The sequence below is a fragment of the Sporosarcina sp. P16b genome (assembly GCF_002743065.1).
Taxonomy (GTDB): domain Bacteria; phylum Bacillota; class Bacilli; order Bacillales_A; family Planococcaceae; genus Sporosarcina.
In genome coordinates this window covers 1-12,507 of the sequence record NZ_PDYO01000002.1, presented here as the reverse complement: position 1 = coordinate 12,507, position 12,507 = coordinate 1, and the positions used below count along the sequence as shown (strand labels likewise).

Genomic DNA, 12,507 nt, shown 5'->3' with positions numbered 1-12,507 from the left:
TTATTCGACATGAATATGCAAAGGAGTGAAATGAAATGTTTCGTGGTTTTTATACAGTAGGATCAGGCATGATTGCACAGCAGCGCCGTACAGAAATGCTATCAAATAATATCGCGAACGCCAACACACCGGGCTATAAGGCGGAGCAGTCGACGATTCGTGCATTCCCTGACATGTTGATGTCTCGCTTAGATTCGATGCGCGTGCCGACGGAAAAAGGCTTGAACTTTAGGAATCTATCCAAAGTAGGCGAACTGTCGACAGGTGTTTATATGCAAGAAACTTTGCCATTATTTGCGCAAGGACAGTTGCGTGAAACGGAACAGAAGACTGATATCGCATTAGTGGATGGACCGATGGAAGTAAATGAAGAGACAGGTGTTGCGGGAACCGTATTCTTCACGCTAGAAGGCGAGAACGGCGGTCAATTCTACACACGAAACGGCAATTTCACTGTCAATGCAGAAGGGTACCTAACCAATCCATCCGGCTTATACGTCCTTGACGATGCGGGCAATCGGATCGAACTGACAAGTGATGATATTCGCGTGACGGATTCAGGAGCGATCTTCGCAGGCGAAACGGAAGTCGCGACACTAGGTATTGCTTACTCTGACAGTCCGGACACTCTATCCAAACAAGATAACGGACTCTACACGACAATCGACGGAAATGCGTTACCAACTGGCGGTACATACACGTTGCAACAAGGGTTTCTTGAAGATTCCAACGTCGATGCCGCGCGCTCGATGACAGATATGCTGACAGCCTACCGTGCTTTTGAAGCCAATCAAAAAATTCTGCAAGCCTATGACCGCAGTATGGAAAAAGCAGTCAATGAAGTAGGACGAGTCAATTAATGTCTACATATAGAAGCATGCGTAAAGGAAGTGACCTGTAATGATTCGCACGATGACCACAGCGACGAATACGATGAACCAACTGCAACACCGTCTCGACTTGATTGGCAACAATTTATCGAACGTCGGAACTCATGGATACAAGTCTTCGGCCGCTACATTCCAGGAACTTTTATTCCAACAAATGAATAATGATAAAGCAGATCAAGCCGAGCGCAGCTCAGATTTCGGCATTCGAATGGGCACCGGCGCGCACCTCGGTAGCCTGCAGATGAACTGGAAAGTAGGCTCTGTCCAACTAACGGACCGTCAGCTAGACTTTGCGTTAACGGAGCCGAAACAACATTTTAATTTAATACAGCCGACAGACGGCGGAGAAGAAATGATTTATTCACGTAAAGGGAATTTCTACTTATCACCGACTGCAAATGGCAATAATGCGCTAGTTAATGAAGAAGGACTCGCAGTAGCAGATAGCGCTGGCCGTCCAATCGTCTTTTCAGGACAAGCAACCGATTATCAAATTCGTCCGAATGGTGTATTGCAAGTCACGACACCACAAGGAACGCAGGAATTTAATCTAGGTGTCACCGTCTTAGAAAAGCCTGATTCAATGGTTCAGCTTTCGGCAACCAGCTTTGGTTTGCCCACAGATCTAGCGGCAATCGGACTGACAGCAAATGATTTATTGACGGAATTGACAGGTGCTGGACGAAATCAGATTGGCTTACAAAATCAAGCGCTCGAAACTTCCAACGTAGAGTATGAAAAAGAAATGGCGGATTTAATCTCGACGCAACGTGCCTATCAATTCAATGCGCGTTCCGTAACCATGGCGGACCAGATGATGGGCTTAATTAACGGCATTCGCTAACGCGTGCAATAGGAGTACTTACTATGACAGATAAAAATTTCAAAAAAATAACAGAACCACTCTCACCGGTGAAACCATTCGAGCCCTTGAAGACTCCGGAACCGACAGAAATGGAAGATCCGATTGAGCTTACGGAAATAGATCCGGTCGTTACATCTGGAACGGACGAAGTGGCCATAACGCTTGCAGAGCCTCCTACGATAGACGAAGAACTTCCGGAAGATATTCAGTCGGTAACGGAGGCCGAAGTGCTAGAAGAAGCTCCTGACGCTTCAGAAGAGGTAGTAGAACAAACACCTCTAGTCGAAACGGAACCTGTAGAAAAACTACCTGCATCAGAACAAACGGACGCGACATTTTGGACGAAGATTACGTCAAAATGGCCACGTAAAGAACGTTCTAAAAAGGCTACAAAACCGATAAGCGAAATGCGCTGGGTTCAAGTGCGCATGATTCCCATCTGGCTGCGACTGCTACTGATACTGTTGTTGATTGTCTTAGCAGCCCTAGCAGGTACAATGGTTGGTTTTAGTGTAATCGGTGACGGCTCAGCAGGCGATGTCTTCAAAAAAGAGACATGGCAGCATATTTTTGATATCATGAACGGTAAATAAGGACAGAAACATCTGAATTCTTCAGAACCTCTGGAATAAAGGAGACAAATTTCATGCTGAACGCTCAACAAATACAAGAAATCATCCCGCATCGCTATCCATTCTTGCTCGTCGATCGCATCGAAGAACTCGAAGAAGGCAAGCGCGCAGTCGGGTTAAAAAATGTTTCAATTAATGAAGACTTCTTCAACGGCCACTTCCCGGGCTACCCGGTTATGCCAGGTGTCTTAATCGTGGAAGCGCTCGCCCAAGTAGGCGCGGTCGCTTTACTTAAAAAAGAAGAAAACAAAGGCCGTCTAGCGTTTTTTGCCGGCATCGACAACTGCCGTTTCAAGCGTCAAGTCATACCAGGCGACACGCTTCGTCTCGAAGTAGAAATTGTCCGCTTGCGTGGAACAATTGGTAAAGGAAAAGCCATCGCAACCGTCGAAGGCGAAGTGGCATGTGAAGCAGATATTACGTTCGCACTCGGACCCGTCCAAGAGCCATAACATCATGATGCCGTACTAAATATTGATATAATAATCATTGGAATGCCAGTATGGGCATACAGTGGGAGGGTATACTACAGCATGTTAAAAAAGCTTTCTCCAAATATTAAGAGCAGCATCACTCGTTCCATTTCTCAATCATTCGAACAATATATGAGTGAAATTGGCTGGTCTGCAGAAGAATATAACATCGAACAATTTTACGCGAACTGGCGGGAATACATTACGACCAAAGCACTTTGGTACGACAAGATTCCTGACGACGTCAAAGTAGATCCCGATTTCCATAAAGAGTTAGCGGAGCGCGTGGAGGAAGTACTAATTCGCATCCTCAACGATCCACCAACGGAAGAGCAGATCGCGCAAATTGAAATTTTACAACAAAATCTCGACACCTATTATGATTATGGCTGCAAAGCGGAAGCCGTATACGTTCAAAACGTATTGGAAACCACATCAGGTCATACGAATAATTAATACGAATAGTTCTCTCCTTTCCGCACAAGCTATCGATGAACATACCAAAACGTATGATTCACAGCTCGTAAAAAAGGAGGGAATTTTTTTATGATTAGAAAAGCTCTGCCCGTAGTTTTTGCTTCCGCACTCGTTCTAACCGCATGTAACACAAACAACGGTGCACTACCAAGCAATAACGAAACGCCTATGCAGGAGACGGAACGTAACAACACGCCTAACGGTGACGAACGCATGGGCCCAAATCTCGACGGTCTTGACGACAACAATGACCGTGGCATCATGAACGGCAACGGTGATGGCATCATGGAGGACACGCGCGAAAGCCTAGATCGAACCCGTGATGAAATGATCGATGACAACAACGATATCAATGGCGCTCGTGATGACAATAACCTCAACGGTAACACGAACGGCAACGACGCGGCTCCTGACGGCGTATTGCGCGATGAAAATCGTAAAGTACGATGATTCCCACCTTTATAGAAACGGCCCTGCATATTAAATGCTTGGGCCGTTTTTATATGTGTTGTGTTTAATGCAGGTCTGCGCACGCACAATGTGTTTCACCCGCTCAATGTCCCGCGCTATCCGCTCTATGTAGGTCCGCGAGCGCTCAATATGTCATGTTATCCGCTCTATCGCTCGCGCTATTTGCTCTATGTAAGTGCGCGTGCGCTCAATGACGCGCGTGATCCGCTCTATGCAGGTCCGCGAGCGCTCAATATGTCATATTACCCGCTCTATCGCTCGCGCTATTTGCTCTATGTAAGTTCGCGTGCAATGTGCTGGCTTATCCGCTCAATGACGCGCGTGATCCGCTCTATGCAGGTCCGCGAGCGCTCAATATGTCATGTTACCCGCTCTATCGCTCGCGCTATTCGCTCTATGTAAGTCCGCGCGCGCTCGATGTGTGCTTATCCGCTCAATGACGCGCGTTACCCGCTCTATGAGTCCGTACACCCGCTCTATATCCACCAAACACAAAAAAAGCCACCCCAAAAAGGGCAGCCCAACCATCACAACTTCGTCTTCTCATCCATCTCCATATCGCGCTTCAACTTCGGTCGATCCCACATGGCCGTTTGGAATTGCTCGAGCAACGCATCGCCCTCCAAACCTTCATCCAACAACTCCTCAAGCAGATATTCCGGATACTTCGAGCGGACGCGCTTCAGACGTCCTTTCATCAACACAGAAATCCGGTCACCAATCTGACGCCAGTTTTCAACCGCCACATCGAACGAAGCAGGCTCGTTGCCAGGATACGAAATGACGACGCGTACGGCCAGCAACGTCTCCTCCGCTTTCCACTTTTCCATAATATCCTTATACTTGGCATCAATGAACAGCTCAAGCACCCACAATCGGTGACTGTTCTCCTGGTTGATGATAATGCCGTCAAACAGTGGAAATGCAAGCACGCCGCTCTCTTGAACCACTTCCACCGAAATCATCTTAAACGTCTTCAATCCCATCACCTCGGTACAATTTTCCCAAGTATAGCATAAAAATCTTGAAATACTCGATTATTCAATAATGCCATTTACCTCGTCACGTGGAAATCGCATAGTACCGCGAATGTCCAAAAACTCCTTCGAATGAAAATTGAAAAACTACGCCGAAAATCGCATTAAAATTCAATTTTGCCACTTTGCCATAATGATCCCATGTAGATTACGATAAGGACAGCACAAAGAAAGGAGGAACAAACTCGTGAACCAAGTGGCTTTAGTAGGGCGCATCACCAAAGACCTCGTATTAAAAGAACACTCGTCAGGACGTGTCAATACTACGTTCGCCCTCGCAGTCAATCGCAGCTTCAAAAACGCAAACGGGGAAATAGCAACCGACTTCGTGCCGTGCTCCGTCTGGGGACGATCCGCCGAAAACCTAGTCCGTCACTGCGGCAAAGGATCGCTCGTAGGCGTCAGTGGAAGCATTCAGACCCGGAACTACGAACGGGAAGACCGGTCGAAAGTGTATATCATGGAAGTCATGTGCAACGACATCCGCTTTCTTTCGAAGTCATCCAAACCTCAACAGTCAGAAATGAAAACGCAGTCATCTACTGAGCCCGAACGTTTTGAAGAAGCGAAATCAACCGAAACGGCACTACCTATTTTCTAACAATATCTAAAATGAAAGGGGAAGTTAAAAGGCATATCCGCCGTCGCACATCCGTTGCTGATCAATTCCTGAAAAGAGATGGATAACACACAATTAAAGAGAAATGAAAAGAGAAAATTACACGACACTACAAGCATATTCGCCAACTAGCATGACTCGGCAGAAGCAAGAGCGGGTGGGGACCCAATCCTCTGTGATGCCGGGAGTACATTCAGCATAGGAACTGAATCAATTTTACGCCAACTCATCCGTCGCCCGTTTTTGTCGGAGACCACTTCCACTTGGCGGGCTGACGGAATACATACCCGCTCATAGAAAGGATGAAGCCCACATGCACAGCACACCTACAGTCGCGCAGAAACAAGATATTCAGCGTCTCGAAGACCAGATTGGCCAGCTGATCCGCATTATTGCCAATCTGAACGAGCGCATCAATTACCTGGAAACGATCAAAACAAACCCCTTTCTCATTCCCTCCGATGTAAAATGAATGCAAAAAGACCTGCATCAACGTTCGATACAGGTCCTAGTGATTACTATGTCAATTAAACGTCAGCAAATCCTCGAGCTCTCGATCATTGAGCTCCGTCAACCATTGACTCGAATGAATCAAATCAGCTGACAACGCTGCTTTCTCGACGAGCATCTCGTCAATCTTTTCCTCGATCGTCCCAACCGTTACAAATTTATGCACATGCACGAATTTGGTTTGCCCGATACGGTACGCACGATCGGTTGCCTGGTTCTCCACAGCCGGATTCCACCAACGGTCTGCGTGCAATACGTGATTCGCCTGCGTCAAATTCAAGCCGGTGCCCCCAGCTTTTAATGACAGGATGAAAATCGGGAACTCTCCGTTTTGGAACGCCTCGACCAATGCATCACGTTGTCCTTTCGGCATACTACCCGTCAAGAACGGCACGTCAATCCCGTGTAGCTCGGACAAACACTGACGGATCATCTGCCCCATGCCAATATACTGCGTGAAGATCAAGCATTGCTCACCGTTCGCCGCAATCTCCGCTGCCATCGAAACGATTCGCGCCATTTTATTGGATCGCTTCGTCAACTCGGCAGCAGGGGCTGGCGGTTCTTTCAGGAATAATGCCGGATGATTACATAATTGTTTTAAACGACTGAGCATCTTCAAAATCAAGCCTTTGCGCTCAAATCCTGTCAGAGTTTCGAGTTTGAATTTCGTTTCCGAAACAAAACTCTCATACAATGCCGCTTGCTCTGGAGTCAGTGGGACATATTCATTTTGCTCGAGTTTCTCAGGCAAGTTCAGACGCAATTCCGGATCATTTTTCGTCCGACGCATCATGAAAGGCTGAATTCGAGCACGCAATTTCCGTTTCTCCGCTTCAAGATCATCACGCTCAATCGGCACGATGAATTCTTCGTTAAATTTACGGAAACTGCCGAGATATCCTTTATGAATGAAATCAAAAATAGCCCATAACTCCGATAAACGGTTCTCGATCGGCGTACCCGTCAACGCGATATGATGCACACCGCGTAACTTCCGGATCGCCCGTGACTGCTTCGTCTGCAAGTTCTTAATATTTTGTGCTTCGTCAATAGTTACATTCGCAAACTCATACATCGACAGCATCTCGCTATCTTGCGTGGCGGTACCATACGTCGTTAAAACGATATCCGCTTGACGCTTGCTCATAATTTCCGCAAACTGCTCTTCACGCGCGCGATTCGTCCCGTAATGTACGTGTACTGTCAAAGAAGGCGCGAAACGTTCGAGCTCTTTCTGCCAGTTACCCATAACACTTGTCGGGCAAATGATCAGCGAAGGGGAGTCGGTTTCGGGTAAATTATGCACATATAGCAAATACGTGATGAGCTGTACGGTTTTACCAAGTCCCATATCATCCGCCAGCACTGCACCGAATTTATTGGCGCGCATGAAATGGAGCCACTCGAAACCTTCTTGCTGATATGGACGTAACTCGGCATGCAACGTCTTAGGTACCGCAACGGGCGGCAAACCTTTCTTGTCATGCAGCATATTCATCACGTTACGCAAAGATTGCTGCATCGAAAATGCTACTAATGGATCGTCTTCTTCCTCTTCATCATAGACAGGCACAATTTCTTCCGGCACTTCATTGAACAGCAAATCCTTCACTGTCCATTCACCATCGTCTACTTGCTCCATCAACTCGCGTATTCGTTTGAGCCATGCGGGATCCAAATGGAACCACTCATCGCCCGCGCGAATATACTCGCGGTTCTCATCGACCATCTTCTGGAACTGATCCTTGTCGATCTTTTCCCCGGCGAGTGAAAACTGCCAATCAAACGACAACACTTGATCGAGACTCGCTGACGAACGATACGACTGCATACCGGCAGACGTCCGAATCTTCAACTTCGTCTCTGTCACGGTCTTTAACCAAGCCGGTAGTATAACCGGGTAATCAAACGCCTGACATAGCGGTAGATCTTCCTGAATGAAAATCCGCACTTGTGCATCATTTAGCGGCACATACATGAACTGTCGCGGTTCATACCATTCGACGGAACGGAAAATCCCGACCATCTCGGATTGACGCTCTTCAATTTCCTCCGCGTACGGCTTACGTTTTGCAGGTAAAGCATTTTCGATCGATCCTGCTATTTTGCCGATCGCCGGCGACCACTGTGCACCGCGATCACTAATTAGAATCGTCTCAAGCAACCAATCCGTCTCATCGATATCCGGCTCCGTCAAACGAAGTGCTACGCGGAACGGTAACTTCGACTTTTCGGTATTCGGCCATCCATACTGCTGAAAGTGCGGCAACAAAGCAGGGAAGTCTGCCATCGAGACACCGAGCGTCGCCAACTGTCCACGCATCGCAAGCGAGATATACCGTCCCGCCTGCTCAGATAAATGGGTCTTGTCGAGATTAAACGACAATCCAGACTCACTCGCTTCAACATATGAAAACAGCGCAGGGTCTTTCCATAACGTCGCTGCTTCGCGAATGTCTGTAAGTATTTGTTGATCGTTAGAGGTCGCACCAGAGTATTGCACGTACGGATGGCTACCAGCCGAGAACAAGCGCAGCAATATATCAATTGATACATTGAGCCAATTATCACGCTGCTCCACCAACATGCCGTACATCGTAGGTTCATCCGAATAAAATAAATACGACACGAGCATATCCGCATCAATCTTGCGCGTTTCACCTGCGACGTTTGCAGACACGATGAACATACCATCTTGTCCTTCTTGTAATGTTAACTCTAATGAAAGTTGTAAGATGTTCGAATCGGTCATAGAAGTAGATTTCCTTTCTCCATCTCTTCCATCAGTGCACGCAGACGTGGAAATTGCTCGCGGACTGTATGGACATAGCGGTTCCAAAATTCATTGCGGCCATCGCGCTTCGCAGCCGTCTTCATTTGCTTCCATAAACGCACTGCACGGCGATAGCTATCGCGATTTTTCTCTTTGACTAATTTCAAAGCTTCAGCATGCATGAGAGGGAAAACCGCTTGCGAATCTTCCGCAAGTGCTGTTTTCATTGCCGAACTGTCGATCATGTCGACTGACCCGCGAGTCAAATGCATAAGCGCAGCCCATTCAGCATAACGATTGCGCTCGAATAAAAACTTGCCGTATGCACGACTGGCTTCCGGTCCATACGATTGGAACAATTGATCGCGCTGTTCTTCTGAAACATCAGATAGCGCCAGCAACTCGTCGATATCTTCGGCAAAAGCCGAACGGTTACGCGTCGCAAGTTGCTGATAATGCTCGGCTAAATGAGGAAGCAGTTGCAACATAATTGACTGCACGATATCAAAATCCTCATCTTCCTTCGCATAGAGCGCAAATGCCAACCACTGAGGAACAGCGGTAGCGTCTAGAGTATTCAGTTCCTCATCGAGCTCGTCAAAACGTCCCGACGTCAAATAGAGAAATGCACGGAATAATGGCGCGTCTGCTGCCGTTTCTTTTTGCAGGCGTTCAATCTCCTGTGTCAATTCGGCTTCATCGGAATACAGCTCAGTATAGACAAGACGGAACGCTTCAAAACGCTTCGAGAATAAACCATCTTCGTCCATTGCGAACGAATGAATCAAATCTTTGAGCTTCGTGTGAAAGGCGTCCGTCTCAAATAGACGCGATTTCGTACTTAACTGTTTAATGCTAGCTTTCATTTCGGACATCTGCTCATTGAGCCAAATCGTCAGCTGCCATTTGCCGTAATGATAGGAATCGTTCGCCGATAGTTCGTTTTTAAGGAAAGGCCATGCTGCTCGCAATAAGGTTAGTTGATAGTACAGCGAAAAGAGCGGCTTCCATTCCCATTCAAAAGGAGAAAGCCGCGTCTTCTGGTGTTCAATTTTGGAAGCATAATGCAAGAATCCAGTCGGTCCGTCACTCGCATTCAACTCGCTAAGCGGCTTCACTAATACGGATAATGCGTTTAACCAAGCTTCCGGTGTCCGTTCATTGATCGACAATTGTGTCTGCACAGTTCCTGACTGGCGCCACGTATTCAGCCAATCGGATAATGAATGAAACTGCGAGTACAAATGAAAGACGACAGAGATCTGATGCGCACACCAGTCTCCGTCAGCACATGTGCAGTACGGCTCCATCGTCATGAAAGAAAGACGTGCGAATTCCGACTCTGTACCCGAAATATTTGCCATTAAGGATTGCTCGGTTTCGGTGTAGCGATACGCACCGATTGCGTTCATACGTACAAGTGAAGCGGCTTTGCGTATTATTTCCGCCTGTGCAGGGTCAGACGGCTGAAATGTATGTTTAATATGATTCATGAATTCTTCAATTTGTGAGTCGTGCATATTTGCGATTCGTTCAATAGTGATGGCCACCGAATCCACTCCTTACTTAAGCATTCCTCCTATTATACCGTTTTTTTCGGTTCTTTACCACAACTTGAGGAGCATAAAAACAATCGGATTTCATTTACTTGTTTGATTTTCGAATAACTGCATGAGGTTCAACATGCCTGACAGCAGCAACTGGCGATTTTCGTAGTCCAATGAATCAGCTCGTAAAATAAATTCTTTCAACAGTGGCTCATTGTCAATTAGCGATCCGTACTGCGTAAGAAACCCTTTTTCGTACGTGGCGGTACTGTCGAGCGTCTGATTCGAAAAAGGGCGCACCGTCTTTAACGGTTTGTCCAAAATCATCGCAAGTAATATATCATTCGGTATGTTATAGATTTCCTTAATGAGCGGCACCAAATCAATCGGGAAACCCCGTTCACTCGATTCGTATCTAGACATCGTCGCCCCGTCGACTCCGAGATCCTCAGCCATTTGTTTTTGTGAAATATGTAAATACTCATCGCGATATTCTCGTAATTGTGTTCCAAAACTCATTGTCATCACCCGTTTTTCTCGCCATCGTATAAGAAAATAATCCGGTATTTCATAAAATTGTCATTTAGGCAATACGAATTGACGAATTAGCAATTTCAAGGCTTTTCTACAATATTGTGAGAAGATTGTGGTAAAAAAGAGAAAGTAGGCGAAAGCGATAGAAAGAGTGCAGTTGATTTTACACTTTCCACAATTGCGGCACCGTTTACAAAAGCCGGAACCCGTTAGCACAAGTGAACCACGTTTCTTCGAATCTCTCGAACAGTACTCCGAAAAATCTGTCCATGATCCAAACGGGAAAGTTTCATATTTATATAACGTCATGCATGATGAGATGGAATTCGAACAAGTCGTCATCTCGTACGCAAATAGCCAAATGATTTTTTCTTACGAGAAAACGAATGTAGATGCAAGCGAACAATTACTGGAACAATTAAAAGAAAGAAACATCGAGTATCAGCCGGTGTCCAAAACTTTTCTAGTGGGGCATGATGAATAACCCGAAAGACTGCGTGATTCACCGCTATGACCGTTTTCTGAAAAATTCTCTTGGTATATTAGTTGGTTTCCGACTCATATCATGCACAAAATCCTCTTCAATGTGATATATTAATAATAATCGGAAAATTCAAATTAATGAAGAGGAGGGGGAAGAAATGCTAGTCGTACAGCGGATCAAGCCATTTTTTACCAGTAAAGAAGAATTTAACTTACGCCTTGTATTCGCTTATCAATATTTCTCTATTAAGCGAAATGACGAGGTGTTCCAGTTTATCCCCGCAGAAGGGAAGGAAATCGTTGTAAATACGAAAAGTTTGCAGATTGAAAACTTAGGAGAAGTATTCGTCTTTCAGCGAGGTAACAGATTTATACGAATCCCACTTTATCAATTATTACTAGTTTCCGATTTACATTTGCATTTGTCGACTATACTCGAAGGAGCGATGGAATTGGAAGGCCATCTACAGGAAGAGTACATGCGTGAAGCGGACGGTTTGGTGGAGAAGTTGGAGCAAGATAATTGGGAACGAATGGTAGATTATGCGTTAGAAACGAAAAACCAGCTCTTGTTCAAGGAGTTGATGGAAGGACTGCGAATGATTTGATTATCACACTAAAACGATAAAAACACCTCAATTGGAAGCACATCTATGTGCGTCGACGTTGAGGTGTTTTTATGTGCGTTGTGTTATACGTTTTCTCATAGTGTAAGGAAATGGAGCGCCACTACGAATAGTCCCGATCCACCGAGGCCAAGTGCAAAGTCCTGCCATGTAAACTCAATCGTTTTGTCCAAGTTCATCGCTCATCACTCCTTTATGTAATAAGAGCCATCTGACCCTATTACTTCCTATTGTAACCTATTTCGATAGATTGGAAACATTCAGATAATTAAATGAATCTAATGAACTAGGGGTTGTTAAATCGTTAAGGGATGACGGGGGTTTGGGGTGGGGATTTGCGCTTCGGAGGGGACGCGTTCTGGAGGGCGTGCGGTGAACCACACCGCTCCGCTTTGCTTCGCCGGGTGTTTCACCTGTCACGCTGATCCTCCCAGAGCATTCCTGTTTGGTTAGTGGAGCCCTATTGAAATAGAAAAGTCCCCTTGGTATGATTCGGGGGTGTCAAGGCATCGACTACTTGACCCCTAATAATAACCAAGGAGGACTTACATGAATTCTAAAGTGAAT

Annotated in this window: 14 protein-coding genes; 10 read left to right on the top strand and 4 right to left on the bottom strand. The window is 46.1% G+C overall.

What is annotated here, in order from left to right; all coding sequences use genetic code 11:
• The first annotated feature begins 35 nt into the window (after positions 1 to 35).
• The 6 genes from CSV77_RS03085 to CSV77_RS03060 all read left to right on the top strand — a co-directional run bounded on the left by CSV77_RS03085 (position 36) and on the right by CSV77_RS03060 (position 3,787).
• On the top strand, positions 36 to 860 hold the full coding sequence (locus tag CSV77_RS03085) for a flagellar hook-basal body protein (RefSeq protein WP_099672256.1): 825 nt from the start codon (positions 36 to 38) through the stop codon (positions 858 to 860).
• Positions 861 to 900: 40 nt separating this feature from the next.
• On the top strand, positions 901 to 1,734 hold the full coding sequence (locus CSV77_RS03080) for a flagellar hook-basal body protein (RefSeq protein WP_099672255.1): 834 nt from the start codon (positions 901 to 903) through the stop codon (positions 1,732 to 1,734).
• A gap of 23 nt (positions 1,735 to 1,757) precedes the next feature.
• Positions 1,758 to 2,348, top strand: coding sequence for a DNA-directed RNA polymerase subunit beta (locus tag CSV77_RS17080; protein WP_233212159.1), 591 nt, complete (start codon positions 1,758 to 1,760; stop codon positions 2,346 to 2,348).
• 53 nt (positions 2,349 to 2,401) lie between these two features.
• Complete coding sequence (fabZ, locus tag CSV77_RS03070; protein WP_099672254.1) at positions 2,402 to 2,839, top strand: 3-hydroxyacyl-ACP dehydratase FabZ; 438 nt, start codon at positions 2,402 to 2,404, stop codon at positions 2,837 to 2,839.
• An 81-nt stretch (positions 2,840 to 2,920) separates the two neighbouring features.
• Positions 2,921 to 3,316 carry a hypothetical protein gene (locus CSV77_RS03065; RefSeq protein WP_233189620.1) on the top strand — a complete coding sequence of 132 codons (396 nt, stop codon included), beginning with the start codon at positions 2,921 to 2,923 and terminating at the stop codon, positions 3,314 to 3,316.
• A gap of 90 nt (positions 3,317 to 3,406) precedes the next feature.
• The gene (locus CSV77_RS03060) at positions 3,407 to 3,787 is read left to right on the top strand and encodes a hypothetical protein (protein ID WP_099672253.1); all 381 of its coding nucleotides are present in this window, start codon (positions 3,407 to 3,409) and stop codon (positions 3,785 to 3,787) included.
• A 548-nt stretch (positions 3,788 to 4,335) separates the two neighbouring features.
• On the opposite strand, the gene CSV77_RS03055 is transcribed toward CSV77_RS03060, so the two are convergent.
• Entirely contained in the window at positions 4,336 to 4,788 is a 453-nt protein-coding gene (locus CSV77_RS03055) for a YwpF family protein (protein WP_099672252.1), read from the bottom strand.
• Positions 4,789 to 5,032: 244 nt separating this feature from the next.
• Between CSV77_RS03055 and CSV77_RS03050 the strand changes: the two genes are divergently transcribed.
• Positions 5,033 to 5,446 (top strand): single-stranded DNA-binding protein, encoded by a 414-nt coding sequence (locus tag CSV77_RS03050; protein WP_099637238.1) that lies wholly within the window; start codon positions 5,033 to 5,035, stop codon positions 5,444 to 5,446.
• Positions 5,447 to 5,777: 331 nt separating this feature from the next.
• Positions 5,778 to 5,936: a hypothetical protein gene (locus tag CSV77_RS16840; RefSeq protein ID WP_158232010.1), complete on the top strand. Its 159-nt coding sequence runs from the start codon at positions 5,778 to 5,780 to the stop codon at positions 5,934 to 5,936.
• A 51-nt stretch (positions 5,937 to 5,987) separates the two neighbouring features.
• On the opposite strand, the gene CSV77_RS03045 is transcribed toward CSV77_RS16840, so the two are convergent.
• The 3 genes from CSV77_RS03045 to CSV77_RS03035 form a co-directional block, all read right to left on the bottom strand.
• A complete protein-coding gene (locus tag CSV77_RS03045; RefSeq protein ID WP_099672251.1) occupies positions 5,988 to 8,729 on the bottom strand; it encodes a DEAD/DEAH box helicase in 2,742 nt (913 codons plus the stop codon).
• Positions 8,726 to 10,300 (bottom strand): hypothetical protein, encoded by a 1,575-nt coding sequence (locus tag CSV77_RS03040; protein ID WP_099672250.1) that lies wholly within the window; start codon positions 10,298 to 10,300, stop codon positions 8,726 to 8,728. Before CSV77_RS03040 ends, CSV77_RS03045 begins: the two co-directional genes overlap by 4 nt.
• 90 nt (positions 10,301 to 10,390) lie before the next feature.
• Positions 10,391 to 10,816 (bottom strand): helix-turn-helix domain-containing protein, encoded by a 426-nt coding sequence (locus CSV77_RS03035; RefSeq protein WP_099672249.1) that lies wholly within the window; start codon positions 10,814 to 10,816, stop codon positions 10,391 to 10,393.
• A 172-nt stretch (positions 10,817 to 10,988) separates the two neighbouring features.
• Between CSV77_RS03035 and CSV77_RS03030 the strand changes: the two genes are divergently transcribed.
• Positions 10,989 to 11,315: a hypothetical protein gene (locus tag CSV77_RS03030; RefSeq protein ID WP_099672248.1), complete on the top strand. Its 327-nt coding sequence runs from the start codon at positions 10,989 to 10,991 to the stop codon at positions 11,313 to 11,315.
• A gap of 157 nt (positions 11,316 to 11,472) precedes the next feature.
• Entirely contained in the window at positions 11,473 to 11,922 is a 450-nt protein-coding gene (locus CSV77_RS03025) for a transcriptional regulator (RefSeq protein WP_099631278.1), read from the top strand.
• The last annotated feature ends 585 nt before the right edge of the window (positions 11,923 to 12,507 follow it).

What these genes read in the sequence shown, in the direction of transcription:
- CSV77_RS03085 (WP_099672256.1), top strand. Translation starts at nt 36, where the DNA reads ATGTTTCGTGGTTTTTATACAGTAGGATCAGGCATGATTGCACAGCAG.
- CSV77_RS03080 (WP_099672255.1), top strand. Translation starts at nt 901, where the DNA reads ATGATTCGCACGATGACCACAGCGACGAATACGATGAACCAACTGCAA.
- CSV77_RS17080 (WP_233212159.1), top strand. Translation starts at nt 1,758, where the DNA reads ATGACAGATAAAAATTTCAAAAAAATAACAGAACCACTCTCACCGGTG.
- fabZ (WP_099672254.1), top strand. Translation starts at nt 2,402, where the DNA reads ATGCTGAACGCTCAACAAATACAAGAAATCATCCCGCATCGCTATCCA.
- CSV77_RS03065 (WP_233189620.1), top strand. Translation starts at nt 2,921, where the DNA reads ATGTTAAAAAAGCTTTCTCCAAATATTAAGAGCAGCATCACTCGTTCC.
- CSV77_RS03060 (WP_099672253.1), top strand. Translation starts at nt 3,407, where the DNA reads ATGATTAGAAAAGCTCTGCCCGTAGTTTTTGCTTCCGCACTCGTTCTA.
- CSV77_RS16840 (WP_158232010.1), top strand. Translation starts at nt 5,778, where the DNA reads ATGCACAGCACACCTACAGTCGCGCAGAAACAAGATATTCAGCGTCTC.
- CSV77_RS03045 (WP_099672251.1), bottom strand. Translation starts at nt 8,729, where the DNA reads ATGACCGATTCGAACATCTTACAACTTTCATTAGAGTTAACATTACAA.
- CSV77_RS03035 (WP_099672249.1), bottom strand. Translation starts at nt 10,816, where the DNA reads ATGAGTTTTGGAACACAATTACGAGAATATCGCGATGAGTATTTACAT.
- CSV77_RS03025 (WP_099631278.1), top strand. Translation starts at nt 11,473, where the DNA reads ATGCTAGTCGTACAGCGGATCAAGCCATTTTTTACCAGTAAAGAAGAA.